Source organism: Comamonas sp. MYb396 (assembly GCF_037479555.1).
Lineage (GTDB): Bacteria > Pseudomonadota > Gammaproteobacteria > Burkholderiales > Burkholderiaceae_C > Comamonas.
On sequence record NZ_JBBGYU010000008.1, the window covers coordinates 103804 to 129656 of the forward strand.

The following is a 25853-nucleotide window of genomic DNA, read 5'->3' on the forward strand; positions in this document are numbered from 1 at the left end:
CCTCCACCCCTGCGGGCGCTAGCCCGAAGGGAGATGTGTCTTGGTAAAGGGGTCAGCGAGGGGTCCTGCTGACCTTCTTGGTATGGATGCGGAAAGGGCTGGCGATCAGACCGGCAGGCCCTTGGCGCGCAAGGTGGCGTCAAAGCGCTCGGGGTCCGAGCGGCCGGCCTCATTGTCGGCGCGGATCTTGGCTTCCTTGACCAGATGCGCCCGGCCCAGCTCCAGCACCCGGGCAGCCTCGGCGGCCGGGATCGCGATCACGCCATCGGCATCGCCAACGATCAGGTCACCCGGCAGCACGGCCATGCCGGCGCAGGAGATGGGGATGTTGATCTCGCCCGGGCCGTCCTTGCTCGGGCCCCGGTGCGTGTGGGCCTTGGCAAACAGCGGCATGCCCTCTTCGGCCCATTCGCAGAGGTCGCGCACGGCGCCGTCGATCACCAGGCCGCCCAGCTTCTTGGCCACGCAGGTGGTACGGATCAGGCCACCGACCAGGGCTTGGGCCACATCGCCGCCGCCATCGATCACCAGCACATCGCCGGGCTGCACCATCATCAGCGCCTTGTGGATCATCAGGTTGTCGCCCGGGCGCACGCGCACCGTCACCGCTGGGCCGCACATGACGGTGTCCAGCCGCGCATGGTACTGGCGCAGACCGATGGTGCCGATATTGCGGCTCATCGCATCGCCAATCGCGGCCACCGGAATCTCGCGAAACGCGGCCACGACATCGGCCGCAGGCCCGTCCACACGGGGGTTGATGCGGTTGCCCGCAGGCCATTGGAGCGATGCGGTGGCGGTGGGGGTGGTGTTGTCAGAACTCATGCTGCGCTTTCTCGGATAAGGAGGGAAAAGGTATCGAAGGTCGTTGGGCGGGCATCAAGCCAGTACCTGCCCGTTCACGCAGGCCGCGGCATCGGCTGGCTGCCCTTGCAGCCAGCCCAGCACATTGCGGGCGGCGCCCGAGGCCATGCCGGCCAAGGCGGCGGGCGTGGAGCCGCCCACATGCGGGGTCAGCACCACATTGGGCAGGCGGGTCAGCGGGTGGTCCGCTGGCAGTGGCTCCTCGTGCATGGTGTCCAGGCCGGCGGCATAGAGCTGCCCGGTCTTCAAGGCATCGATCAGCGCTGCCTCGTCAATCACCTCGCCGCGCGCGGTGTTCACCACGATCGCGCCGCGTGGCAGTTTGGCGATCTGCTCGGCACCCAGCATGCCGCGGGTGTGCTTGTTCAGGGGCACATGCAGGCTCAGCACATCGGCATGGCCCAGCAGTTCGTCGAAAGAGCCCAGCAGACGAACGGCGGGGTTGGGGCTCTGTGCCAGAGCCGGGTCAAACCCAACCACCTGCATGCCGATGGCCAGCGCAGCCGCTGCCACCCGCTGCCCGATCTGCCCAAACCCGACCAGTGCCAAGGTGCGGCCCTGCAGCTCGATGCCATCCTGCACGCGCGACCAGCGGCCGGCATGCAGCTCGCTGTCCATCCAGGCAATACGGCGGGCGGCGGCAAACATCAGGCCCAAGCTCATCTCGGCCACGGACTGGGCATTGGCGCCAGGCGTGACATACACAGGAATGCTGCGCGCCGTAGCCGCGTCGACATCGATATTGCTGACGCCCACGCCATGCTTGGAGATGACCTTGAGCGTGGGGCAGGAGACAATGGCCTTGGCCGACAGCGCGACGGTGCGCGAGATGACGGCATCGACCGGTTCGGTCGCCATGATGTGCTCCACCTCCTCGGCGCTGTTGCCATCTTTCAGATAGATGACACGGGCGTTGGCCTCGGCCAGCAGGTCAACCCCGCTTGGGGCCAGACGGGGTGCAGTAACAAAGATGCAGAAAGTCATAGGTGTGGGTCAAAAAATCAAACGCTGAAGCCGTACAAGTTGCAGGCGTTGTCCAGCAGGATCTGCCGTTGCACGGCGCTATCGGGTGCACAGGCAGACAGCCAACGCAGCAGCGCTGCGTCATCGGGGGCCGCATACCCGGTCTTGTGAATGGCAGGGTGCGGCCAGTTGCTGCCCCAGACCAGGCGGTCCGGAGCCAGCGCAATAAAGCTTTGGGCGACACCGGCGGCCGAGGCGTAGCCCGGCGCCTCGGCCGCGCCATCGAGCTCTGCGCCCGACAGCTTGAGCCAGGCGCGCTGCTGCTGCAGCAGCTCGGCCACCAGGTCGAACGCAGGGTGCGCACTGCCGCCATGGCCCGGCAGACGGGCGAGGTGGTCAAACACCACCGGCACGGGCAGATCGCGTATGGCCGGCGCCAGCGCGGCAATCTGGTCGGCACTGGCGTGGAGCTGCAGATGCCAGCCCCAGGGCGCAATCAACCGCGCAATTGCTTGCATATGGGCGGCAGCCACCGGCGATGGCCGCAGCAGGTTGAAGCGCACGCCACGGGCGCCGCGCTGGTGCATGGCGGCCATATCGTCCGCGCTCGTGCTGGCATCCACCACGACGACGGCGCGGGCGGCATCCAGGCCCAGCTCGGCCACCGCATCCAAGGTGCAGCGGTTGTCCGTTCCGTAGCTGGAGGGCTGCACCACCACCACCCTGCGGGTGCCCAGCCGCGCCTGCAGTTGCCGGTAATCGGCCACAGTGGCTGCGGGCGGATGGAGGTCGGCCCCCGCCGCATAGGGGTAGCGGGGATCGTTGATATGGATATGGCAGTCGCAGGCGCCCGCCCATTCAGGGCCTGACAGCAGCGGTGAAGGCAGCGCAGGCGACGCATGCTTGCCGGTGGCGGCCACAGCATCAGTCATCGATCGACACCTTGCTGGTCTGGGCCGCGCTGGCCCAGCGCTTGGCCTCGGCCGCCACATAGGCTTCAAATTCGACACGGCCCAGCGCCGTGGGCTCGGCACCCATCTCCCGGTAGCGCTGCTGCACCTTGGGGTCCTTCAGGGCGGCCGTCAACGCGCTGGAGAGTTTGTCCAAAACGGCCGGAGGCAGACCTGCCGGCGCAAACAAGCCGGTGTAGAGCGTGGCATCCACCGCCGGGAAGCCCTGCTCCGCCAAGGTGGGCACATCGGGCATCAGCGGCGAGCGCAGGGGGCCCAGCTGGGCGATGGCCTTGACGCGGCCATCCCGGATCAGCGGTGCGGCCGTGGTGATCTGGTCCACCATCGCATCCAGGGTATGGCCCATCAGGTCGGCCGCTGCAGGGCCCGTGCCTTTGTAGGGGATGACGGTGATGGGCGTGGCCGTGGCGGCCCGCACCAGCTCGATGGCCAGATGGGTGAAGGAGCCATTGCCAGCGGTACCCACGCTGGCGCCGCCCGCGCGGCCCTTGGCATAGGCATTGAACTGCGCGAAGTTGCTGGCGGGGATGTGGGTGGAGATCGTCAGCACCGCCGGATTGGTGGTGATGCCGCCGATGACGGTGAAGCTCTTGACGCCGTCGTACGGCACCTTTTTGCTGACCGAATTGGCCACCGCATTGGGGCCGGAGTTGCCCAGCAGCAAGGTATAGCCATCGGGCTTGGCGCGGGCCACATAGGCCGCGCCGATCACGCCGCCGGCGCCTGGCCGGTTCTCGACGATGACCGGCTGGCCCAGTGATTTGCCAATCAGGTCCGAAATGGCCCGAGCCGTGAAATCGATATTGCCGCCCGGGGCAAAGGGCACCACCAGGGTGATGGCGCGGGTTGGCCAGTCGCCTGCAAAGGCCGCCGAGCAAGCGAAGGCCAGCGCTGCCACTGCAGCCTTTTTAGTCACATTGCGCATGTCTTGTCTCCTGTTATGGGATCGCATTCTCCAGTCGACAAATCATTCCGTCCATTGGATAATTTTCATAAAACAATTCCTAAAAGTTATCGATGGACATCAATTTTCGGGACCTCAAATACTTCGAAGCGGTGGCCGATGCCGGCCATGTCGGCCTGGCAGCCGACAAGCTGGGCCGCACGCAGCCGGCCCTGAGCAAGGCCATCCAGCGGCTGGAAGATGCATTCGAGTGCGAGCTGTTTGAGCGCAAGGGCCGGGGCATCCAGCTCACCGCCGTGGGTGAGGTACTGCTGGCCCGGGCCCGGCTGCTGCGGGGCACGACCGAGGAAGTGCTGCGCGAGGTCAACGACTTCTCGCGGGGCCAGGCCGGCCATGTGCGCATTGGCAGCGGCCCCATCGCCGCCGACTATGTCTTGCCAGAAATCTGCAACCTGCTGCTGGCCGAGGCGCCCGAGACCACGATCGACATCACCACCGGGCCCAGCCTGATGCTGCGCGAGCGCTTGAAGGAAGGCTCGCTCGATCTGCTGATCGGCCTGATGCCGGACGACGATGAGGAGCTGGTATCGCATGCCATCGTCGACGACGTCGTCGTGGTCGCCACCAGCCGCCGGCACCCGGTATTTGCGCTGCCGCAGATCACCATCGAATCGCTGCTGCGCTGGAAATGGGTGCTGCCGCTCGAGAGCATCCCCAGCCGGCAATGGCTGGATGCCGCCTTTCGTGCCCGGGGCCTCTCGACCCCGCAGGTGCAGATCAACGCCAACTCCATTCCCCTGCTGCCCCGCCTGATTGCCCACAACGAGCTGCTGAGCTTTCTGTCCCGCCACACCTTGGCAGAAGCCCGTGGCCACCAGGCGCTGCGCGAAGTACCGCTCAAGGAATTGCAGCTGCACCGCAAGCTCGGCGTGACCTACCGCCGATCCGGCTACCTATCGCCTGCGGCCCGCCGCTTGCTGAATCTGCTGCGGGAGCGGGGGCGGAGTTTGTTTGTGGGAGTTGGGGATTGAGGTGTTCAGCACAACACAGCCGGCACTTGCGCGGGTGCTCTACCCTGCTTTAGCTAAAGCCGCTGATACGCATCCCTTGCCCAAAAGGACGATTGCGGCATTGACGCTGAGGTCTAGCACATGCAATCTATTGGCCGACAATGCAATTCATCCAACCACCGCCGCACCAAGCTGCCGATGCGCGCTGTAGAAGAAGCTATCCAAGGAATCAGCCCCAGGCAAGCAATAGCTGACTATCTACGACCGCTCAGACACTGCATTAGCCATACCAAGCATGACCAATCTTCGCGTGAGCACCGATAAGAGCGAGTTGAATATACCGCTCATCCACCAGTTTCTCTCTACGCAAACCGCATGGGCAAGAAATATTCCCCTGCATACCCTAGCAAAAGCCATCGACCACTCCCTTTGCTTTGGGGGGTTTATCGACCACCAACAAGTGGCCTTTGCCCGCGTGATCACGGACAGCGCGACCTTTGCCAACCTGGTAGACGTCTTTGTTGTGCCCGAGTGCCGGGGCAAAGGCTATGGCTTCGCTCTGATGGAAGCCGTGTTCAGCCACCCCCAGCTGCAAGGGCTGCGGCGATTTACATTGGCCACCAGCGATGCCCATGGTCTATACGAGAAATTTGGATTTAAACCACCGCTGCATCCAAACACATATATGGAAATCTACAAACCAAAAATATACCAAGCACTCAACCAGCTGAATTAATTTCATGGCCCACGAACATAGAGCCAGTTCGCACAAGAGACAACGGCTGGCCCGGCATTCACTACCAGGCCAGCCGTGCCCCAAGGGCTGAGCACCCTGCCCTCCTACACCCCTCCAACCCAGCTTTTTCAAAATTCGCGGCACCAAGCTCCCGCAATACAGGCTGGCCCGGCGCCCCACCACTCAATCGGCCTTGCGCGCCACCACACGGCGCCCGACCAGGCCCATCCCGCCCACCAGCGCTGCCAGCAAGGCCAGCGCCCAGCCCGACAGCGCAGGGACCGCAATGGGGTTGGCGCCGCCGTTGCCCGGAGGCGCGGTGACGACCACCTGCGACGGGGTCAAGGTCACAGCGGCGGCGTTGTTGCTATCGCCGCTGTAGGTCACGGTGATAGCGCGCTCGCCCTGCGCCAACGCGGAGGTGGTGCAGCTGGCGGTGGCGGTATCGCCCACGGTGACAAGGGCCACAGGGCCGCCGCAGAGCACGCTGGGGCCATCGCTGAAGGTGACGGTGCCGCCAGGGGCGCTGCCGATCACCGTGGCGGTCAAGGTCACTGCCTGGCCCTGCTGCACTTGCTGCGGGCTGGCCTCCAGGCTGACCTGCGCGGCAGCCTGGCCAACGGCAAAGCTGGCGCTGCTGGTTTGCAGCAGCGCCGGCTCGGCCAGGTTGGGGTTGAGCGCCAGGCTGGCGACGAGGCTCTGGCTGCCGGCTTGGGCAAACTCCAGGTCGTCAAACACGGCAGTGCCGGTGGCAGTGGCCAGGTCTACCGATACCGGCGTGGTGGCCAACACCAGCTTGGCCAGGCGGCCCATGCCCGGGCCTTGGGCCAGCTGCACGCTGCCCAACGAGGCGAGTGCGCCAAGGGCTGGGTAGCTGGTACTGCTAAAGGCCTGGCCGTTTTCTTGCAGTGTGACTTGCGGCGCTGGCAGCATGGGCGTGTTCAGCGCCACCGCTGATGGCTGCACGCTGAACTGCATCGCGTAATGGCTTTGCACGGCACCGGCATCCACGCAGGATGCGGGCACCAGGCCATCGGCCACATAGGGGCGCGCGGCGCCGCGCTGGTCCAGCGGTGGCACCGTCACCTCTGCCGCGCTGGCCACGCCCGCACAAATGCTGCGCGAACCGGGCAGCGCCAGCAGGGTTTGCGTGTTGCCGCCGTAGTGGCCCAGCGGTGCCAGGCCGGGGTCGATGGTCGTAGGCGTGTCCTGGGTAAAGACATTGCCACCGCCATCAATGAGGGTCAGCCCTGTGCTGCGGATATCAGCCGCTGGCCCAGCGCCGCCGCTGTTGCCGGCCACGATGCTGTTCACCAGGTTCAGGCTGGGGGTGTTGCCACCGTCGGCTGCGCCACTGATACCACCGGCAATGCCGCTGCTATTGCCTGCCAGCGTGCTGTTCAGCAGCACCAAACGGCTCTGGCCCTGGCTGAACAGGGTGCCGCCTTGGCCGGCCGCGTTCGGGCTGGCATTGGCGCTGAAGGTGCTGTTCTCGATCTGCGCCACACTGCCCAGGTTGGCAAGCGCACTGCCGCCCAGGTCGCCTTGGTTGGACACCCAGGTGCTGCCGCGCAAGGTGGCGGTGTTGCCCGCCGCCACCAGCAGACCACCGCCCAGTTGCGCAGCACTGTTGCTGTCGAAGCTGGAACCTTCAATCTCCAACGCACCCGTTCCATGCGAGTACACGGCGCCGCCCGAGCCCGCCTGGGCCAGCGTGTCATTGTCACCGCTATAGCCACCGGCTGCGGCCACATTCTGCGCCAGCACCAGGTTTTGCAACTGCACCAAGCCGGATGAATGGTTGAGCACCGCGCTGCCGCCATTGGAGCGGCCTTGCGCCAGGCGCAGGCCCGCCAGGCGCACCGGCTGCGCGGCGGCCTCGATCTGCAGCACACGGCTGGCACCATTGCCGCTGACCGTCAGCACATCGGCGCCCGGGCCCTCGATGGCCATGCTTTTGGCCAGGCTGATCTGGCCATGGGCCAAGCTGATGGTCTGCGGAGCAGCGGGGTTGAACACGCTGGCATCAAACTGGATGACGGGCGCGCCGCCCAGCATATTGGCCTGCAGCACCGCATCGCGCAAGGTGCAGGTGTTGGCATTGCCCTGGGCGCAGGCTTGTGGGTTGCTGCCATCGCTGTCGCCAGCGTTGTTGACCACATAGCTGGCCGCAAAGAAGCGCAACACGCTGGCGGGCGTGATGGGGCTCATGCAATTGGCGTTGGGCACGGCCATATAGCAGCCTTGGGTAAACACCTGTACCGCTGCATCGCTGCCGCCCGCGCCAGCCGGCGCCACAAAGCTGAGCGACGTGGGCGTCACATTGAAAGGCTGGATATAGGTATAGCCTGCAAACTGCACTTGGGCCGTGGCATCAAAGTGGCTGCCGTTCACCGTCACCACCGTGCCGCCTGCGGCATCGGCCACGGAGGGCGCCAGACTGGTGACGAGGGGCGGCAGCAACAGCACCTGCGTGCTGGCCGAGCCTTGTACCACGGGGTTGGACAGCGCATCTGCCACCGTGATCTGCTGGCTGCCCGTGGCGGCCAAGGTGGCGCTGAAACTGCCCGCACCGCCGGAGAGTGCGGCACCTGCGGGCAACTGTGCCCCGGCATCACTGCTGCTGAAATGCACGGTGCCGCTGTAGCTGGGCATCGCATGGCCATCGGTATCGAGCGCGTTGACGCTGAAGTTAAACGCCTGGCCCGCAGCCACTTGCGCTGGCAGGCTGATACCAAATCCGCCCAGCTGCTGGGCCGCGACGGTAAAGGCCGCGCTGCTGACCGAGGCTGCGCCCAGGTGCGCATTGAGGCTGACGCCCGCAACCGGCACGCCACCGGGCAATGTGAAGCTGACCGTGCAAGCAGCCTGGCCGCTGGCATTGCTCGGCGCGCAGCTGGCGCTGGAGGTCAGGCCAGCATGTGTGCTGGCAAGCAAGGCCGGGGTCACCCCCAGCAGAGGCTGTCCGCTGCTTTGCACATCCACCGTCACCGGCAACGCCGCGCCCGGCGCCACCTGGCTGGGGAAAGGCGAAGGGCTGGCAAACGCCAGGGTATAGGCCTGGCCTTGCACAGCACCTGCATCCATCACCGCACCCACGGTGGCTGGGCGCGGTGCGCCGATCTGGTCGAAAGCCTGCTCGCCTGCTGCATAGCGGCCCAGGCCCAGCGCCGGCGAGCCCGCCAGGGGCGGCATCGTTGGCATGGTGCCGCCATAGGCGCCCAAAGCGGCAAGCCCGATCGCAGGCAGGCCTGTGTCAGCTGCACTGGCGGTATGGACGGCACTGTTCTGGTTCACCAAGCTGCTGCCGCCCACCACATTCGGAAAGCTTGGCGCCGTGTTGCCGCGAATGATGGAGTTGACCACCAACGGCGCGCTGCTGCCCTCCCTGTAGAAGCCTCCACCCCAACTGGTCGCTTGGTTTGCGCTGATGGTGGAGTTGTGGATGGCAATGCTGCCACCTGAGCTACTGTTGATGCCGCCACCCTGGCGGGCCACATTGTTGGCAATGGTGCTGTTGTGGATCAGCAGCGCCGTGGCAGTCGGATCATTCTGGATGCCGCCGCCGTAGCCAAACGACGCGTTGCTGGCCGTGTTATTGGCCACCGTGCTGTTGAGCAAGCTGAGGCTGCCGCGGTTGAGGATACCGCCACCGTTGCTCGTGCTGGTGTTGGTGTTGCTATCGATCCAGCAGCTGTCGACCGTGAGCTTGGCAGCGCTGTTGATGCCTTGGCGCGCGCCACTGATGCGCAGCCCAGCGAGACGAACCTCCAAGGTACTTCCGGTACCGCTCGCGCCTTGGCCCGCGTTCATCACAAACATGGTCTGCGAGGTGCTGCCCCTCAAGGTCAGCAGATGCGCACCCGGGCCCGCAATGTCCACGCTGTAACGCGGGGCCAATTGGCTCACCGCAATCGTCTGCGGAGACGAAAACAGGCCCGCATCAAACTCGATGCGCGCCGCAACGCTGCTGTCTGCATCGGCATTGAGCGCCAAAATCGCATTGCCGAGGGTGCAAGTGCCACTATTGCCTGCACCGCAGCCGGACGCATTGACGGTAGCGCTGGTTACGGCATTGACCACATAGGTTTTGGCCTGCGCCGCCAGTGGCAGTGCAACGACCAATGCCAAACTGCCCAGCAAAACCAGCTGCCGCAAACGGCTCCCGGCTGCCCTTGCCTGCACAGTGCATTCCAGCTGCGTTGCCAAACCAACTCTCCCACCTTGCGCCCGCCGGTTGGTGTTACCAGCGTTGCCAAATCCAACCATAGTTACCCCCAGTCTTGTCTTGAGCGCAGACTAAAGGGGCAAGCCGGTTTTGCCATCCCGTAAATTAGTGATTCGGCTGCGGGTGGCGGGCTTTCAGGGCCTGCCCAGGGGAGATGTGGAGGTATCTCGAGGCCCATGCCCGGCACTGGGGCGCTGGTTCAGCGCTCGGGTTAAAGCCAATGCAGTCCGCTTGCTTATCAGCGTCCAGCCGCCAAGCTTGCCAGACCTACTCGGCGTCACCGATGGCGTGGTTTGGCCCAAGCGGAAGAATACAGAACAGGTGCCTGGCATGCTGCCATCCGCTTCTGCGCATGCAAGGGCAAACAGCGGTTGGCCTCCGCCCGATAGCGCTTGCCGAGGGCCCCATGCGAGCCGGTACCTAGGTGCAGCCTGCACAACATGCCGCGCGCAAGTCCAAGGCTCAAGGTTGACCCGCCCCCTGCTGAAGCTGCCGGCTCAACGCCTCTATCTGGGCATCGATCCAGGACAAGCGCGCATGGTCGCTGGTGCCCGGCGCCGGCCTGCGGGCCAGCAACTCCGCCCCTTCTTCCCTCAAGGCTGCCAATCTTTCAGCCAAATCCTGCAGGTTGCTAGAACGTTCTGACATTTGGTTTTCTTCAATTTTCTTTGAAAAATTAACTCTACCTATTTATTTGATGAAATCTATCCGGCGTTACAAAAACTACATAACGAAGCGATTTCCGCTTACAGGGCGCCCGTGCCAGCCGGTTGAACTTTTCCGCCAAGCACGGTCCCGGCTGCCCCGGCTTTGCCAAGACCACAGTGCGGCATCTGCCCCGCATCTGCGCAGCAGCCCCGTCTGAGGCGCAGATGCGCCAAAACAGGAGGCCCGCGCAAGCCCCTCGCTGACAGCGGGCTGCCGGGGTCGCCACTACGCTTTTGCGACGAGCTCAGCGCATTTCTCAAAACCACAAGAGCAGCACCACATGGTCAAACCCCAAAAGCCTTTGGCTTATGTCACCGATGCCTCGCCCGGCTGGCAGCGCATCCAGCGCGGCGACGGGTTTGTCTACCGAAACCAGCGTGGGCAGACCATCCGCAACCCCCGCCAGCTCGAACGTATTCGCCTCTTGGTCATTCCTCCCGCTTACACCGATGTGTGGATCTGCCCCGATCCGCAGGGCCACCTGCAGGCGACGGGCCGCGATGCCCGGGGGCGCAAGCAGTACCGCTACCACCCGCTGTGGCAGGAGCAGCGCAAGCAGACCAAGTTCGAGCGCATGGCGGCTTTTGCGGCGAAGCTGGGGCTGATTCGACGGCGCATCCAGCGCGACCTGAAAGCGGGCGATACCACGCAGGCCTCGGTGGCGGCAGCGGTGGTCCGCCTCCTGGACACCACGGCGCTGCGCATTGGCAACGACAGCTATGCGCGCGAGAACGGCTCGTTTGGGCTGACGACCCTGCGCAACCGCCATGTGACGATGCGCGCATCGCGCATCCGGCTGGCGTTCAAAGGCAAGAGCGGCGTGGAGCAGCAGGTGGAGCTGGAGGACCCGCGCGTCGCGCGCATCGTGCGGCGCTGCCAGGACCTGCCGGGCCAGCGGCTGTTCCAGTATGTGGATGACGCGGGCGAGCGCAAGCAACTGCGCTCTGAGCATGTGAATGCCTATCTGCACGAGATCGCCGGAGAGGACTTCAGCGCCAAGGACTTTCGCACCTGGCATGCCAGCGTGCTGGCCTTGTCGCTGGCGCTGCAGTCGCGCAGCAGCGATGCGCCGCTGACGGCACCCGATATCGTCCGCCAGGTCGCCCAGCACCTGGGCAATACCGTGGCGGTCTGCCGCAAGTACTATATCCACCCGCTGGTGATGGAGGTCTGCGAAGGCCCCGAGGGCGGCGCGCGCTGCGATGCCTATGCGGGCAAGCTGCGCGGCAGCGCGGGATTGCGCGAGGCCGAGCGCACGCTGATGGCGTTTTTGGCGACTGGCAAGCGGCGGCGCAAACCATAAAACGGCTTTGGGCCTTCTCCTTTAGCGCATTGGGCAGCGGCTGCAGCGTGCATGCGGATGCCTGGCGCCAACCCTTGCGCAAAGAAAAAACGCCGATATCTCCACGATATCGGCGTTGCGGCCCAATGCCTGGCGCAATCGGATCAGCGGCGTTGTGCGCGGCGCAGGCCCGCCATGCCCATGGCTGCAACTGCCAGCATCATCAGCACCAGCTTGGATGGATCCAGGGCCGGCACTTTCTTGAGCTGAGGAGTACCCGGGCCATTGGGATCAGTGGGGCCACCATCGGACGTCTCTGTTTGGCGGTTGGTAAAGGTGCAAACCAGCTCCTCGGCCGATACCAGGGCAACGCTCAGCTGCCGCGTGGCTACATCGGTCGTGATCGTGCTTTTCGGCGGGGCGCCATTTTGGTCGGTACATTGGATGCTGGCAAGCTTCCAACCGGCGAGAACAGCTTCGGTCCAGGTGTAGCTCTGGCCGGCTGCCAGGTTGTCGATGGTCTGGCTACCGGAGCCAGCCTGGGTCGCCACCGCCATGGTGGCGGGCACACCCGCGCCGGTGCCGGCAAAGCTGAAGCTGGCAGCTCCCGTGGCAGGGGTACCCGTTGCAGTTTGCGCCAGCTTGGCGATCGTCACCTTGCCAGGCGGCAGTGCAGCCAGGGTATTGGTCACCACCACCGTCAGGGGCGTCGTCGGCCCCAGCACATTGGTCGGGTTCGGGGCAATGGCCGCCGACCCCACCCAGGTGTAGCCATTGGGCGCTGCGGGCGGCGTATCTTCGGTCACCGTACAGCTGTCCTTGTCATAGAAGCTCAGTGCCGCGCTGTCCGCGCTCGAGGCGCCAGCGGCAACGGTAGCGGACCATGTCTGCGGTGCCTGCGCGCCGCAGCTGATGGTGCCAGTAAAGGTCATCGCTGCGGGCATGCCTGCAGCAGGCAAGCCTTGCACCTTCTTCGTGACGGTGATGGGCGAGCTGGTATTGAAGATCTGGAAGTTCACCGTGCTGCTGTTCGACGAGGGCACGGGATCCAGCCACCCCGGCGCCACAGCGGCAGAGGCCGTATTGGCATAGGTGCCAGCCGTGTTGCCAGCAGATCCAGTGATGACGAAGCGCACGATGCCGCCTTCGGGAAGCGCAGGGATGGTGCTGGTCACCGTGTGGCTCGCTGCGTCGTAGTTCACCGCAGCACAAATGGCGTTTGGCGTCTGGGCAGCGCAGACCGCATTGCCGTAGACAAAGCCGCTGGGCAGAGGGTCCGAGAAAGCCACATTGTTCGCCGCAGCAGAGCCCGTGGCATTGGCCACATCAATGGTGTACACCACGGTGGAGCCGCTCACGCTGGTCGTTACCGGGTCCACCTTCTTGTTCACGGAAATATCCGCACAGCTGACAGGCAGCGATACGCTGGCCGAGTTGCTGGCCGGGCCCAGATCAATATAGCCTGCGGGAACGGAGGCAGAAAACGTGTTCTGGATAAAGCTCGACGCGCTGTTGCCACAAGACGGAACCGGTAGCGCCGTTGGCGTCATCGTGTACACCACGGTCACCGCGCCTCCCACCGGCAGCTTGGGAACGGCGGTGCTGAACAGCATCACATCAATACCCGCTTGGGACTGGTTGCCAAAATTCGATGCATCGGGGCACACCGCACCTCCCGCCGCAGTACAGCTGACAAAGGTCGTGCTGGTATTGATGTACTGGTAAGGCGCGCCGTAGGTGTAATTCGCGAAATTGGTGATCGAATCGGTGATCTGCACCTGGTCCACCGCATTGGGGCCGTGGTTGAGCAAGGTCATCGTGTAGGTGATGGGCTGCCCTGCCACAAACACGTCGCTGCTTTGGCTCTTGGTGACTTCCAGATCGGTTTGCGGGCAATCGGGGGCGCGCGGCGTTTGAATGCTCACCTGCGAAGCATTGTTGTCGTAATTGCTATCGGTCATGCCGCTGGGCAAGGTGGCACGGAATTCATTCTGGATGAATCCTGCGCCCGAGCTGCAGCGCTGCGTGCCCACAATGGTGGGCGTCATCGTATAGACAATGGTGAGCGCACCACCAGCAGGCAGGCTGGGCACCGTCGTGTTGAACAGGTTGTAATCAATACCGGTCGCCGAGATATTGTTGAAATTCGGGCCATCCGGGCAAACCGCACCGCCCGAAGCCGAGCAGTCGACAAAGCTGGCTTCGATATTCATGTAATCGTAGGGAGCGCCCGCGTTGTAGTTGGCAAAACTGGTAATGGAATCGCGGATATTGGTGCTATCGGCGGCATTGGGGCCGTTGTTCACCAGGGTCATCGTGTAGGTCACGGGGGCACCCGGGGTAAAGGTGTCCGTGCTCTGCGTCTTGGTCACGGCCAGATCCGACTGCGGGCAGTTGGGCGACTGCGGTGTGGAGATGCTGACTTGCGCAGCATTGTTGTTGTAATTAGCGTCGGTCATGCCTGCTGGCACCGATGCCCGGAACTCGTTTTGCAAAAATCCCGCGCCCGTGCCGCAACGCTGCGCACCGGTAATGGTCGGCGTCATGGTGTAGACGATGCTGATCGAGCCTCCCGAGGGCAAGCTGGGCACGGAGGTATTGAACAACGCGTAGTCAATGCCAGTAGCAGACTGGCTATTGAAATTGGAGCTGGCCGGGCACACCGCTCCGCCCGAGGCGGTACAGCTGACAAAGGTATTGGCAATCGTCAGGTAGTCATACGGTGGGCCCGAGTTGTAATTGGCGAAATTGGTCAGACTGTCTTGAATATTGGCGCCATCAGCGCTGGCCGGTCCATTGTTTTGCAGTGTCATCGTGTAGGTGATGGGAACACCCGGTGCAAACACATTGCTGCTTTGCGTCTTGGTCACGGCCAGGTCCGTTTTATAGGACATGGCGGTACTCACCACGCTGGTATTGGTGGCCAGATCAGGATCCGTCACCCCTGCCGGGGTGTCCACGCGTGCAGAGTTCGTGATACTCGAAGGGCCACTGCTGGGGAAATTCCCGGTGATGTTGATGATCACCCGCCCCAAAGACGGAAAGCTGGGAATGGTGGCCGTGACACCCGAGGCGTCGATCACCATGGAGCTTGGGCATGCCGCACCATTGATGGCAGACACGCAGACAGCGGCAACATTGCTCAAATTGGGCGGCAAGCTATCGACCACACTGGCCCCGCCCGCTGCACCTGGGCCGTTGTTATCCATGGTCAGCACATACAAAAAACCATCGCCGCCATTGGCAGATACCGGCCCTGTCTTTGTAATCTGCAGATCTGCTGTTTGGGCCTGCGCAAACGCCGGCAAAAGCATAAAAGAGAATAACAAGAAGCAGAAATTGGATATTCTCTTCTTTATAGAATTAAATGACATATAAAATCTTTAAAAGAATTTATCAAACGACGTCAACCCATCATTAACTGCAAGAAATGAGTTAATGGCGTTTACCCAAAACCATCCACAAAATCGAATGAAGCCGCTCTCTGCGGCTTCATCTGCCATGGCCTTTACCCACTGCCAAGGGCCATGAAGAAGTCAATCTCCAGGCAACTTGCAATTGCAAACAATTGAAAAATTCTAATAAATTTATGAATTAATCAAAGAAATCTATTCTATTTCAAAGATGGCATTGAGACTGTGAACAATCTCTGATCGCATCTAGATTGCTGATAAGTTGATCGACACTGATTTGGCGTAGCGCCAGGGCTTATGGCTGCTCGACAGCGACCATATCCACCCTCCGCGCTGGCCATCCGCACCAGGAAGCCGTTTGGGGACCGAGCGCCAGCGCTGCGATGGTGGGCAGAGGCCGCTAATATCTCGACTATGTAACTAAATGTCAATGATTGAAAACAGTGCCAGGGAAAACCCTTGCATCAGCCATAGCCACTTGGCTGCGGAGCCTTTGCGCTCAAGTCCACCGGCTTGGAAGGGCTCATGGGCGGCGACGGCCACCACAATGCCTACGCCCCTAAGCGGCATACCGCACCAAAGCTGAAAGCAAGGGGCGCCCGGCGCTGCCACCGGTACATTCGCAGCATGAGCGTATGGGCAACCTGGTGACGCCCTGCCCCAAGCTCGACCGCTAACGCCAGTTCGATAGGTTGGCAGTCAGCGCCTTTGACCTGGCGCTGGGCTCGGCCTGCCGGGTTCGCCAGCACCTGTCCAATCCGGACGCTGTGCGCGGCACTGTGTGCCGCATGGTTGAGCGGCACCTGTTCAGAGCCCAAACTGGTAGCGGGGAGGAACCGCATGGTGTTGCGGGGACAAGCAGCTAAGTGCTTTCCCCCGCCCCTGGCCTGACTCGGCTTTGGATGGAGTCGTTACACTCATTAACATCCAAAAATGGAGGAGACCGTGTTCAGGCCTGTCATCTATCTGCTGATCGCATTAGCCGCGTGGACGGTGTACAGCCGCTATGAGCAGCAGCAGGCCGCATCGCTGCGGGATTCCGAGCCTGTTCTCTCCGAGCCCGAGCCACCCGAGGCAAGCACGCCCAGTGCGCCGAACCAGCTTTTCAAATGCGATGGCCGCACCCACTGCTCGCAGATGACCTCGTGCAAAGAGGCCAAGTTTTTTCTGAAGAACTGCCCCGACACCAAGATGGACGGCGACAACGACGGCGTCCCCTGCGAGCGGCAGCTCTGCAACGTCAACAAAAGACCATAAACCAAGAGCCTGCGCTGCAGGCTCTTTTTCATCGCCGATGGCCTAGAACTTGCCGTTCAAGGTCAGCATCGCATTGCGTGGCAGCGCCTGCATATTGCCGTTGTAGACCGAGCTGACGGTCTGGTAGTAGGTCTTGTCAAAGACATTGTTCAGGTTCAGGCTCAAGGTCCAGGTCGGGTCAAAGCGGTACTGCAGCATCAGGTCCCAGGTCGCATAGCCGCCCTGCGTGAACTTGTAGGGCTGGCTCTCGCCGCTGCTGTTGGTGACAGCGCCGCTCACATACTGCGTGCTCTGGATACGGCCACTGCCGCCCACGCGCCAGTTCGACAAAGCACCCGGCAAGGTATAGACGGTGGACAGCTTGAACAAATGCTTGGGCGTGATGCTGCTGAAGACCGTGCCTTCGGTCTTGTCCCGCGTCTGGTTGAAGGTGTAACCCGCCGCCAGCTGCCAGCCGCTGGAGACCTCGCCACCCACTTCCACATCAAATCCCCGGCTAGTGACCTTGCCCTGCGGCAGGTAGCAGCAGCTGGCACCCCACAAGCTGTAGTTCTCCGCATAGCGCTCATCCAGCACTGCAGTGCCCGTGCGCTCCACGTTGAAGACGCTGAAGGTCGCGTTCATGCGCCCATCCATCAGCTCGCCTTTGAGCCCCGCCTCATAGCTCTTGCCCTTGATGGGGTTCAGCGGCGTGCCCGGCTGCGGGCCCGCCAGGTTGAGTGCCTGGGGCTTGAAGATCGACGAGTAGCTGACATAGGCCGACCAATGCGGGTTCAGGTCATAGATCACACCGCCATAGGGCGTGAGCTTGGCGCTTTGCTTGAACGATTTGGCGGACCAGGGGCTGGTGTTGCCAGCGGTGTCGATGATGTCGGACATGGTCTGCGTGAACTCATAACGCGCCAGGCGGGCGCCAGCAATCACATGCAGCTTGTTGCTCGGGTGCAGCCGCACAACGCCATAGGCGCCCAGCTGCTCCTGGCCCCAGGGGCCGTAGCGCTCGCTGAGGTTCAGGTTGAACTGGTCAAACGCCGGGTTCCAGGGCTGCATGTCGAACACATTGCCGCCCACCGTGCCGCTGTCGGCAAAGCTCATGTTCTGCCAGTGGCTGCGCACCCGCTGCCAATCGGCCCCGATCAGCAGCTCATGGCTTCGGCCCAGCAGCGAGAAGGGGCCGCTCAGGTTCAGATCCACCATGTCCTGGGTGTTGGAGGAATCCAGCACACCGCCGCGCCACACCGGCCCGGCCAAGGTTTGCGGATCGACTGCGCCAGACAGCGTGCTCCAGCGCCGCTGCTGCTCGGTGCGCGCATGGGTGGCGTTGAGCTTGAACTTCCAGTGGTTGTCAAAACGGTGCTCCAGCTGGGCAAACACTTCCTCGTTCTGGTAGTGGAAGTAGGCCCAGGGGTTGGAGAAGGCCGTGCTGCGCGGCAGGCCCAGGCTGCGGCCATCGGCAAAGCGTGGCAGGCCGGCATAGTCGCCCTTCTGCCGCACCTTGCCGTAGGAGCCGCCCACGGTCAGCAAGGTGTCGGCCGTCAGATCAGCCTCCAGCACGCCATAGAGCGAGGGCTTTTCCTGGCTGATGTAGTCAAAGTAGGAGTCGCCCTTTTGGTAGCTCAGCACCGTGCGGCCCCGGATGCGGCCATCCTGCGTCAGGGAGCCGGTGGCATCGACCTCGGTACGCTGGTTGCCCCAGCTGCCCAGCGATTGCGAGACCTCCACCTGCCGCTGCGCCAACGGCTTTTTGCGCACCAGGTTGATGATGCCGCCCGGGTCGCCCACCCCGCCCAGCAGGCCGGATGCTCCACGCATCACCTCGACCCGGTCGTAGGAGCCCATGTCCTGCTGGGGCTGGTAGGTGTAGGCCCCCAAGGCCATCGGCGCACCACCATCGATCTGCATGCTGGTGATCTGAAAACCGCGCGAGAAGTAGCGGCCGGAGTTGTCGGCCACGATGACGCCAGGCGTCAAGGTCAGGGCCTGCTCCACATCCACCACCCGCTTGTCATCCATCAGCTGCCGCGTCACCACCGACACCGACTGCGGAATCTCGCGGAAGGACTGGTCGGTCTTGGAGGCAATGCTGGTCACCTGGTTGGTGTAGGAGCCCGTGCCTTCGGTCGTGCCATTGGCCGAGCGCCGCGCCGTCACGCGGATCTCGGCCAACGAGCGCTCGGGCGCCAGCGCCGCAGCCGCAGCCGCAGCGGCCGGTGCGGCCGGCGCGGGCGTGGTGCTGGCCGGCTTTTTGACCACCAGGTAACTGCCGCTGGCCTGCTGCACCGCCTGCAGCCCCGTGCCTGCGACCAAGGCAGCCAGGCCCTCTGGCACCGTATGCCTGCCCTGCAGCCCGGGGCTGCGCAGGCCCTCGGTGGTATCGGGGGTAAAGGACAGCAGCACGCCGCTTTCCTTGGCAAAGCGCGTCAAAGCCATATCCAACGGGCCGGCCGGGATGGCGTAGGCCTGGGCGCTCTGCCCCGCTACGGGGGCCTGGGCCTGGGCATGGGCGGCAGGCGGCAAGATAGCGGACAGCGCCAGCGCCAATGCGCTAGGGATGCTCTGCAAAACCCTCGCCAAGCGGGATGGGCGCGGATCGGGATGAGACGCAAGGCGTCTTTTGCAGTCAATAGCCGTAGCTATTGACAAGGAAGACAACGCAGCGGATCGCCCGAGTCCGCGTTCAGACCACGGCAGGGAGTTTTGCAGAGGGTCCCTAGGGGCAAGAACGGTGGAGCGGCCGCCAAAGCGGCGCGCGGATGTGCGGTGATGGGCCATGGATGCAATACTTTCTGTTCGCCACAAAGGCGACGGCGGTCAAGAGGAATCTCGGATCAACCTTGTGATCTCCTCTTCTTGAAACGCTGCTCGGCCAAACAGCTCAGCCCATCCCCATTATTTTTTGGGTGCTGCCCGCACCAAGCGGTACGATGCCGCGCGCCAGCCCCACAGGCGGCTGACGGTCTGCACCTGCAAGGACAGCAGGCCGGCGACGTTGTCCAGCACCTTGGCAATATCTGCCAGTGGGTAGGAGCCCGACAGGCGCAGGGCCGCCACGTCGTCATCGCAGGACAGCGGGTGCACGCTGTAGCGCCCCAGCTCCTGCACAAAATCATCCAGCCGCATATCCCGCGCGACCAGCGCCCCATCGACCCAAGCCGCATCGCTGTCTTCGCGGGCCGGCCGGGGCTCGCCGATGTGCTGGCGGTCAAAGCTGCTCTTTTGGCCGGCCTGCAGCACCAGGCTGCGCTGGCCGTCCACCGGCGCCAGACGCACCGCGCCGTCGTAAACGCCCACCCGGGTCGGCCTCTCCGCATCCAACCGCACCGAAAACCGGGTGCCCAGCGCAGTCGCCAGACCGTGCGGCGTCTCCACCAGCAAGGGCCTTCCACCACCCGCCTTGCCGCTCTGCACCAGAATCTCGCCGGCAATCAGGCGCAGCCTGCGCTCGCTGCTGCCAAAGCGGATATCGAGCATGGTGGATGCGTTCATCACCACCCGCGTGCCATCGTCCAGATCGATCGTGCGCCGTTCGCCCACGCCGGTGCGCTGGCCCGCCAGCACCTCGCGCCAGCTGGTCTGCCGGTAACCCGTCCAGGCCGCGCCACCAGCAATAACCAGCACCACCAGCGACTTGACCATATGCCTGCGCCGTACCGAGCCCTGCGGCGCCAAGGCGGCTTTGGCAAAGTCCAGGGTATCGGGCCCGGCCATCGCACCCAGCCGGCCGTTGACGGCCTCGATGCGCTGCCAGGCCTGTTCATGCACCGGGTCTGCCGCCCGCCATTGCTGCCATTGGTCTTTCAGATCGGGGGTGGCATCTGGCGACTGTAATTCCACCATCCATTCCACCGCCTGCTGGGCAACCGCCCGGGGAATCGCCGCCTCAGCCATGGACGGCGAAATAGCACTGCATGCCCGCTTGCACGATGTAGCGCTTCACGGTCGAGAGCGAAACGCCCAGCGCAGCGGCAATCTCCAGCTGGGGCATTCCCTCCAACTGCGCCATCAAAAACGCCTGGCGCACGGGGGCTGGCAGTTGGTCCAACATGCGGTCGATCTCATCGAGCGCCTCCAGCAAGAGCGCCCGCTCCTCAGGCGACATCGCCATCACGGCGGGGGCCTGCGCCAATGCCTCCAGGTAGGCCTGCTCCAGGCGCTGCCGGCGGTAGTGGTTCAGCAGCGCATGCTTGGCAGCGGTGGTCAGAAAAGCGCGCGGCTCCTGCGCCGCCACCGGCTCATCGCGCAACAGCAGGCGCAGAAAAATATCATGCGCCAGGTCGGCCGCATGGTGCGCATCACCGAGTTTGCGGCGCAGCCAGGTGCGCAGCCACGTGTGGTGGTCGCGGTAGAGCGCGCTGACTTCCTGTCGCACGCCAGGGTGCGCACTGGCATCTTGGGACATAAAAAGGGGAGCCCCGCGCAGGTGCTCCCTCATGTATTGCAAATGATTCGTATTCTATTTGAAATTCCCAAACACAAGTAGCGACCAGGCTTGGGATGTTGGTTCCTGTCTGCGCCGATCAGCCCAACGCCGAGGTCAGCGGGCGGTTGAACACGACATCCTTCATGACCAAGGTCGAGGTCATGCGCTGCATCCCCGGCAAGGCGGTCAGCTTCTCGTCGTAGAGCTTCTGAAAAGCGGGCAAGTCTTTGACGACGATCTGCAGCAGATAGTCTGGGTCGCCAAAGAGCCGCTGGGCCTGGATCACGTTGTCCAGTTCGGCGACCGCCTTTTCAAAGTCGCGCACGACCTTGCTGCTGTTGAGCGTGACGAAGACGATGGCAGCAAAGTCCAAACCCAGTGCTGCCGGTGCCAGATCGGCACGGTAGCCACGAATGGCACCCGCCTCCTCCAAGGTGCGCACACGCCGATGGCAGGAGGACAAACTCAGCCCCACCTGCGCAGCCAGGTCGGTGAGGCTCAAGCGCCCGTCACGCTCCAGCGCTGCAAGAATTTTCCGATCCAGTGCATTCATTCTTCAATAGCTTCCAGTTTTCTCTCAGTTATCGGAATTTAAGGGAAGCACATTCTGCTACATGTTGCCTATCCTTCTCTCCTTTGTTTGCAGAGAGAAGTACTGTGCCTTTGACCGCTGTAGCCGCCTTCTGGGCAGTGTCGTTTGCGTTGGTGATCACCCCGGGGGCCGATTGGGCCTATGTCATTTCTGCAGGCTTGCGGGGGCGCCGGCTGGCTTGCGCTGCGGTCGTCGGTCTAGCCTGCGGCGCCTTGTTGGCCACTGCGGCCGTAGCCGCAGGCGTTGGCGCGCTGGTTGCCCGCCACCCCGTGGTCTTGACGGTTCTGACGGTGGCCGGTTCCGCCTATCTGCTCTGGATGGGCGTGGCCATGTTGCGCAGCCCTGCGGCCGCCGTCAGTGCCAGGTCCGAGCTGGTGGGCGGCGGATGGAAATGGGCGTGCAAGGGCGCAGGTATCAGCGGCTTCAACCCAAAGTTGATTCTCTTGCTCCTGGCGTTGCTGCCGCAGTTTGTACACGCCGAAAGTGCATGGCCCGTCGCGCTGCAGATCATGGTGCTCGGTGCCGTGCATGCGCTGAGCTGCTGCAGTGTGTATCTGGCCGTGGGCTTGACCGCGCAGCGCGTGCTGGGCACGCGCCCAGGCGCGGCACTGGTGGTATCTCGTGTGTCAGGGGCGCTGATGGTTGGCATCGCGTTGCTGCTGCTGGCTGAACGGGCGATGCATTGATGGGGGCGGTAGCTGCCGATGGGGTGCAATGGCACTTCGGTTTGCGGCTCTGCCTGGTCTAAAGCTGGCATTCAACATTAAAACCGGGAGTTAACAACAGCCTCCCCACTCCCTCAAATTCACCCGTTTAGGTGCTTTTTTTCATTGACGGGAAGTCCCTGCAGTGCAACAAAGCCACCAACATCCAATCCGCTATTTGATATCGAATTGGTTCACTTGCGTGGTTTCTTTTGCAATAGTGCTGGTGTATTGAGTGGCTTCAGCTGCGTTAGTACCGACATACCCGTATGTAGTGATAATGGAGTTCTCTTTGAGGGAGAGTCCTCGGTAAGGACCTGTAGCAGCCACCCATGAAGTGGCCTGTGTATCAAGGGTGAGCCTGCCGCTGTCTGCGTCCTTGGCCTGTGTCTTGGTATCAAAACGGCAGGCCGAAAATTGACCCAGCGAGGTGGTGACCGTTTCCAGGCCTACAAAGGTTCTTGTGTAGGCAACGTTGGAAACTCCACGTGTATAAACACCCTTTAAATATTCTTCATTCGTCTGCACAAAGTTCTGCATGGTGACCTGGCCAGGCTGCATAGCCATCACGGATGCGCGTGCTGGCACCAAGCTTTGTTTGCTCGAAAAAACTAGGTTATCTAAATTGCCGAAACCGTAATAGAGCAGCACACCGTTTTCAATGGCATAACGAGAGTGGCCAAACGAATCTTCATTGGAGTCCACAAGAATAATGTTGGCACCGTCTTGTTTTTCTTCGCCTACGACCCGGTGAAAGAGAGAGTGTACATAAGTCGATGCACTGGAAGATTCAGCGGCTTGTGTGGTTTGTGATTGCATAAAAGCGATTTCGGTCCCCAGGCGGTAAAAACCGGCGTTGAAGCAGGCGGCCGAATCCACAGGCTCAGCGATGTCATCATCGCCACCACCTCCGCAAGCCGAGAGGATGGTTGCCAAGGCAAAGACGACTATGTGGTGTGAAGTTCTTTGGTACATGAAGTGTGCCCCGTTGATTTATCTGGAACTATCTTAAGTGTCCCGTGCGAGTTCGGGCATAACTCCACGTGCATCAAATGACATTTGCAGCTTTTTAGTGTGACAACGGCAACAAGAGCCGCTTCCACAATCCAGCAAACCGCAGGTTTGCATTGAAGACGAGACATGAAGCCGCAGGCAGTACAAAAGTACGAAAAGGTTTCCTTGAGCGACGACTGGGTAACCCTAAGGGTAATTGCTAGACACTGACTTTTAGAGCTCTAGGGAGTCATATTCTCGGTGCTTTAGTGTGCAAGTCGTGGACGGGTCTGACCGACAGCTTTTGTGTGAAATGAACTCCCGCCTTGGGTCTTTAACCGCCCTCAAATTCATCAAGACCCTTCTCTACGATCATCGCAATAACTTGAGAACAGACAACGCGCGCACTCAATCCGCAATTCACACTCCAAAGTGCAGCAATCCCCCTCACCTCTTCCCCGCACCCCCATACATCTCCCCCGCCGGAAACGCATTCGTCTCAAAATCCAACCACGGCGGGTTCTGCGCATACATCTCGGCCGTCAGCTCCTTGATCGCAGCGATATACCAGGAGTCGTCATTGACGCGGTGGCTCAGGATGATCGGTGAGGTGGCGCGCTCGTCGTCGATCAGGCGGTAGACCAGGTCCGAGCGCAGGCGTGCCGCTGCCGGCACGATGCAGACGCCCATCTCGGCGGCGACCAGGCCCAGGCCGGCCTGCAGCTCACGCACCTCATGCACCTCGGCGGGCTGTATGCCCTGGTCATGCAACAGGCCCAACACATGGTCGGCAAAGCTGGGGCGTGGGTCCTTGGGGTAGACGATGAGGCGCTGGCCGGCCAGCTCGGGCAGGCGGATGCGGCCGGTGTCGGCAGCCAGCGGGGTGCCCGGGGCAATGGCCAGCACCAGCTTTTCTTCGCGCAGCACCGTGCGGGCTACCGAAGTGTCATTGGTGCGGATGCGGCCAAAACCCAGGTCGATGCGGCCCGAGCGCAGCTCCTGGATCTGCTGGATCGAGCCCATGTCCACCAGGTGCACATCCACGTCCGGATAGCGTTTGCGGAACATGCGCACCAGCATCGGCAGCCCGCCGTACAAGGTGGAGGCCACATAGGCAATCGAGATGGATTGCCGCTGGTTCAGCCCCACTTGCCGGGCCGCGCTTTTCATCTGGTCCACCCGCTGCAGCACCTGCAGCGATTGCTCATAGAAGAGGCGCCCGGCCTCGGTCAGGCGCACCGGGCGGCTGTTGCGCTGGATCAGCTGCACGCCCAGCTCGTCCTCCAGCTGCTGGATCTGGCGGCTGAACGGTGGCTGCGCAATATGCATTTGCTCAGCCGCGCGGGTGAAGTTGCGGGTAGTGGCCACGGCCACAAAATACCGGATATGGCGCAGATCCATCAGGGAAAACCATAGATATGGGAATGCAGCGATTTTAAGTCATTGTTTTTTAATATTCAAACTCCACACCATACCTTCAAGGTATGAAACAAGACAAATTCGGTGTTGGATCAAGGGGCGCACTGCGTCGTCCAATAGCCTCCATGCAAAACACACACCCACCCCAAGACAGCGCCCGACCTGCGGCATATACGGCAGCAGGCACCGTTGTCGTCGAACAGGTGGAGACCTTGCTGGTCGATCTACCCACCATTCGGCCCCACAAGCTGTCGATGGCCACGATGAACGGCCAGACCCTGATGCTGGTGCGCGTGCGCTGCTCCGATGGCACGGTGGGCATGGGCGAGGGCACGACCATTGGCGGCCTGGCCTATGGCGCCGAATCGCCCGAGGGCATGAAGCTGGCCATCGATACCTATTTTGTGCCGCAGATGGTGGGCGCCAACGCCAACCGCGTGCCCGCACTGATGGCCCGGCTGAACCAGGCCATCCGCGACAACCGCTTTGCCAAGTGCGCGGTCGAGACGGCGCTGTTCGATGCGCTGGGCCAGCGCACCGGCCTGCCGGTGTCCGAGCTGCTGGGCGGGCGCCTGCGTGACCGCCTGCCCGTCGCCTGGACGCTGGCCTCGGGCGACACCGGCCGCGACATCGAAGAAGCGCAGCGCATGCTGGAGACACGCCGCCACCAGATCTTCAAGCTCAAGATCGGCCGCAAGGCGGTGCGCGACGATGTGGCCCATGTAGCGGCCATCAAGAAGGCACTGGGCGATCTGGCCTCGGTGCGGGTCGATGTGAACATGGCCTGGAGCGAGCTCGAAGCGCACCATGGCCTGGCCGGCCTCGTCGATGCCGGCTGCGAGCTGGCCGAGCAGCCGGTGGCCAGCGCCGATGTGCTGGCCCGGCTCAAAGGCCGCTACCCGATTGCCATCATGGCCGATGAATCGCTGACCGGCCCGGCCTCCGCGTTGGCACTGGCACGCGTGGCTGGCGCCGATGTGTTTGCGATCAAGACCGAGCAATCGGGCGGGCTGCAGGCGGCGCAACAGGTCGCCGCCATTGCCGATGCGGCCGGGATCGAACTGTATGGCGGCACCATGCTCGAAGGCGGCGTGGGCACCATCGCCTCGGCCCATGTGTTTTCCACGTTCCGCGAGCTGCAATGGGGCACCGAGCTGTTTGGCTCGCTGCTGCTGACCGAAGAGATACTGGCCACGCCGCTGGAGTACAAGGATTTCCACCTGACGGTGCCCACCACACCGGGCCTGGGCATTGCGCTGGATGAAGACCGCGTGCGGCACTTCCGCAGGGACCGCAGCCGCGTGAGCGTGCCGGTCGGGGTGTCCGCCACAGACTGACACCACAGACGGATAGACAGACAGATTGACCCCAAGAATTTACGACAAGGAG

Annotated in this window: 19 protein-coding genes and 1 pseudogene; 6 read left to right on the forward strand and 14 right to left on the reverse strand. The window is 62.8% G+C overall.

Annotated elements, in window-relative coordinates:
- Positions 1 to 105: 105 nt before the first annotated feature.
- The 4 genes from WH265_RS18105 to WH265_RS18120 are packed head-to-tail and all read right to left on the reverse strand — an operon-like array spanning position 106 to position 3723.
- Positions 106 to 825: an RraA family protein gene (locus WH265_RS18105; protein ID WP_339559172.1), complete on the reverse strand. Its 720-nt coding sequence runs from the start codon at positions 823 to 825 to the stop codon at positions 106 to 108.
- 54 nt (positions 826 to 879) lie between these two features.
- On the reverse strand, positions 880 to 1848 hold the full coding sequence (locus tag WH265_RS18110) for a hydroxyacid dehydrogenase (RefSeq protein ID WP_339559173.1): 969 nt from the start codon (positions 1846 to 1848) through the stop codon (positions 880 to 882).
- 17 nt (positions 1849 to 1865) lie between these two features.
- Entirely contained in the window at positions 1866 to 2759 is an 894-nt protein-coding gene (locus WH265_RS18115; RefSeq protein WP_339559174.1) for an amidohydrolase family protein, read from the reverse strand.
- Positions 2752 to 3723 carry a Bug family tripartite tricarboxylate transporter substrate binding protein gene (locus WH265_RS18120; RefSeq protein WP_339559175.1) on the reverse strand — a complete coding sequence of 324 codons (972 nt, stop codon included), beginning with the start codon at positions 3721 to 3723 and terminating at the stop codon, positions 2752 to 2754. The genes WH265_RS18115 and WH265_RS18120 overlap by 8 nt, the downstream gene beginning before the upstream one ends.
- A 92-nt stretch (positions 3724 to 3815) precedes the next feature.
- On the opposite strand from WH265_RS18120, the gene WH265_RS18125 reads away from it, so the two are divergent.
- Both WH265_RS18125 and WH265_RS18130 read left to right on the forward strand, forming a co-directional pair.
- Positions 3816 to 4733: a LysR family transcriptional regulator gene (locus WH265_RS18125; protein WP_339559176.1), complete on the forward strand. Its 918-nt coding sequence runs from the start codon at positions 3816 to 3818 to the stop codon at positions 4731 to 4733.
- A 274-nt stretch (positions 4734 to 5007) separates the two neighbouring features.
- On the forward strand, positions 5008 to 5448 hold the full coding sequence (locus WH265_RS18130) for a GNAT family N-acetyltransferase (protein WP_339559177.1): 441 nt from the start codon (positions 5008 to 5010) through the stop codon (positions 5446 to 5448).
- A 183-nt stretch (positions 5449 to 5631) separates the two neighbouring features.
- On the opposite strand, the gene WH265_RS18135 is transcribed toward WH265_RS18130, so the two are convergent.
- Positions 5632 to 9579, reverse strand: coding sequence for a beta strand repeat-containing protein (locus tag WH265_RS18135; protein ID WP_339559178.1), 3948 nt, complete (start codon positions 9577 to 9579; stop codon positions 5632 to 5634).
- Between the two features lie 559 nt (positions 9580 to 10138).
- Positions 10139 to 10324 (reverse strand): hypothetical protein, encoded by a 186-nt coding sequence (locus tag WH265_RS18140; RefSeq protein ID WP_339559179.1) that lies wholly within the window; start codon positions 10322 to 10324, stop codon positions 10139 to 10141.
- Positions 10325 to 10664: 340 nt separating this feature from the next.
- Here WH265_RS18140 and WH265_RS18145 point away from each other — a divergent pair, with 340 nt between their 5' ends.
- Positions 10665 to 11687, forward strand: coding sequence for a DNA topoisomerase IB (locus WH265_RS18145; RefSeq protein WP_339559180.1), 1023 nt, complete (start codon positions 10665 to 10667; stop codon positions 11685 to 11687).
- Positions 11688 to 11830: 143 nt separating this feature from the next.
- On the opposite strand, the gene WH265_RS18150 is transcribed toward WH265_RS18145, so the two are convergent.
- The gene (locus tag WH265_RS18150) at positions 11831 to 14560 is read right to left on the reverse strand and encodes a prealbumin-like fold domain-containing protein (protein WP_339559181.1); all 2730 of its coding nucleotides are present in this window, start codon (positions 14558 to 14560) and stop codon (positions 11831 to 11833) included.
- A 66-nt stretch (positions 14561 to 14626) separates the two neighbouring features.
- Positions 14627 to 15040: pseudogene (locus tag WH265_RS24255) on the reverse strand (hypothetical protein); the annotation flags it as partial.
- Between the two features lie 972 nt (positions 15041 to 16012).
- Here WH265_RS24255 and WH265_RS18160 point away from each other — a divergent pair.
- A complete protein-coding gene (locus tag WH265_RS18160; protein WP_339559183.1) occupies positions 16013 to 16336 on the forward strand; it encodes an excalibur calcium-binding domain-containing protein in 324 nt (107 codons plus the stop codon).
- Between the two features lie 42 nt (positions 16337 to 16378).
- On the opposite strand, the gene WH265_RS18165 is transcribed toward WH265_RS18160, so the two are convergent.
- From WH265_RS18165 to WH265_RS18180, 4 genes are all read right to left on the reverse strand, one after another.
- The gene (locus WH265_RS18165) at positions 16379 to 18898 is read right to left on the reverse strand and encodes a TonB-dependent siderophore receptor (protein WP_339559184.1); all 2520 of its coding nucleotides are present in this window, start codon (positions 18896 to 18898) and stop codon (positions 16379 to 16381) included.
- 327 nt (positions 18899 to 19225) lie between these two features.
- Positions 19226 to 20224, reverse strand: coding sequence for a FecR domain-containing protein (locus tag WH265_RS18170; protein ID WP_339559185.1), 999 nt, complete (start codon positions 20222 to 20224; stop codon positions 19226 to 19228).
- The gene (locus WH265_RS18175; RefSeq protein WP_339559186.1) at positions 20217 to 20735 is read right to left on the reverse strand and encodes a sigma-70 family RNA polymerase sigma factor; all 519 of its coding nucleotides are present in this window, start codon (positions 20733 to 20735) and stop codon (positions 20217 to 20219) included. The genes WH265_RS18170 and WH265_RS18175 overlap by 8 nt, the downstream gene beginning before the upstream one ends.
- A 118-nt stretch (positions 20736 to 20853) precedes the next feature.
- Positions 20854 to 21309, reverse strand: a complete 456-nt coding sequence (locus WH265_RS18180; RefSeq protein WP_021024683.1) for an Lrp/AsnC family transcriptional regulator — start codon at positions 21307 to 21309, stop codon at positions 20854 to 20856.
- A gap of 104 nt (positions 21310 to 21413) precedes the next feature.
- On the opposite strand from WH265_RS18180, the gene WH265_RS18185 reads away from it, so the two are divergent.
- Entirely contained in the window at positions 21414 to 22034 is a 621-nt protein-coding gene (locus WH265_RS18185; RefSeq protein ID WP_339559187.1) for a LysE family translocator, read from the forward strand.
- Between the two features lie 192 nt (positions 22035 to 22226).
- On the opposite strand, the gene WH265_RS18190 is transcribed toward WH265_RS18185, so the two are convergent.
- Together WH265_RS18190 and WH265_RS18195 are read right to left on the reverse strand one after the other, a co-directional pair.
- A complete protein-coding gene (locus WH265_RS18190; protein ID WP_339559188.1) occupies positions 22227 to 23027 on the reverse strand; it encodes a hypothetical protein in 801 nt (266 codons plus the stop codon).
- A 465-nt stretch (positions 23028 to 23492) separates the two neighbouring features.
- A complete protein-coding gene (locus tag WH265_RS18195; RefSeq protein ID WP_021024686.1) occupies positions 23493 to 24446 on the reverse strand; it encodes a LysR family transcriptional regulator in 954 nt (317 codons plus the stop codon).
- A gap of 143 nt (positions 24447 to 24589) precedes the next feature.
- Between WH265_RS18195 and WH265_RS18200 the strand changes: the two genes are divergently transcribed.
- Positions 24590 to 25801 carry a muconate/chloromuconate family cycloisomerase gene (locus tag WH265_RS18200; protein WP_339537502.1) on the forward strand — a complete coding sequence of 404 codons (1212 nt, stop codon included), beginning with the start codon at positions 24590 to 24592 and terminating at the stop codon, positions 25799 to 25801.
- Positions 25802 to 25853 lie beyond the last annotated feature (52 nt).

Excerpts from the sequence above, each read along its gene's own strand:
- WH265_RS18105 (WP_339559172.1), bottom strand. The coding sequence starts at position 825 with ATGAGTTCTGACAACACCACCCCCACCGCCACCGCATCGCTCCAATGG.
- WH265_RS18110 (WP_339559173.1), bottom strand. The coding sequence starts at position 1,848 with ATGACTTTCTGCATCTTTGTTACTGCACCCCGTCTGGCCCCAAGCGGG.
- WH265_RS18115 (WP_339559174.1), bottom strand. The coding sequence starts at position 2,759 with ATGACTGATGCTGTGGCCGCCACCGGCAAGCATGCGTCGCCTGCGCTG.
- WH265_RS18120 (WP_339559175.1), bottom strand. The coding sequence starts at position 3,723 with ATGCGCAATGTGACTAAAAAGGCTGCAGTGGCAGCGCTGGCCTTCGCT.
- WH265_RS18125 (WP_339559176.1), top strand. The coding sequence starts at position 3,816 with ATGGACATCAATTTTCGGGACCTCAAATACTTCGAAGCGGTGGCCGAT.
- WH265_RS18130 (WP_339559177.1), top strand. The coding sequence starts at position 5,008 with ATGACCAATCTTCGCGTGAGCACCGATAAGAGCGAGTTGAATATACCG.
- WH265_RS18140 (WP_339559179.1), bottom strand. The coding sequence starts at position 10,324 with ATGTCAGAACGTTCTAGCAACCTGCAGGATTTGGCTGAAAGATTGGCA.
- WH265_RS18145 (WP_339559180.1), top strand. The coding sequence starts at position 10,665 with ATGGTCAAACCCCAAAAGCCTTTGGCTTATGTCACCGATGCCTCGCCC.
- WH265_RS18150 (WP_339559181.1), bottom strand. The coding sequence starts at position 14,560 with ATGTCCTATAAAACGGACCTGGCCGTGACCAAGACGCAAAGCAGCAAT.
- WH265_RS18160 (WP_339559183.1), top strand. The coding sequence starts at position 16,013 with ATGGAGGAGACCGTGTTCAGGCCTGTCATCTATCTGCTGATCGCATTA.
- WH265_RS18170 (WP_339559185.1), bottom strand. The coding sequence starts at position 20,224 with ATGGCTGAGGCGGCGATTCCCCGGGCGGTTGCCCAGCAGGCGGTGGAA.
- WH265_RS18175 (WP_339559186.1), bottom strand. The coding sequence starts at position 20,735 with ATGTCCCAAGATGCCAGTGCGCACCCTGGCGTGCGACAGGAAGTCAGC.
- WH265_RS18180 (WP_021024683.1), bottom strand. The coding sequence starts at position 21,309 with ATGAATGCACTGGATCGGAAAATTCTTGCAGCGCTGGAGCGTGACGGG.
- WH265_RS18190 (WP_339559188.1), bottom strand. The coding sequence starts at position 23,027 with ATGTACCAAAGAACTTCACACCACATAGTCGTCTTTGCCTTGGCAACC.
- WH265_RS18195 (WP_021024686.1), bottom strand. The coding sequence starts at position 24,446 with ATGGATCTGCGCCATATCCGGTATTTTGTGGCCGTGGCCACTACCCGC.
- WH265_RS18200 (WP_339537502.1), top strand. The coding sequence starts at position 24,590 with ATGCAAAACACACACCCACCCCAAGACAGCGCCCGACCTGCGGCATAT.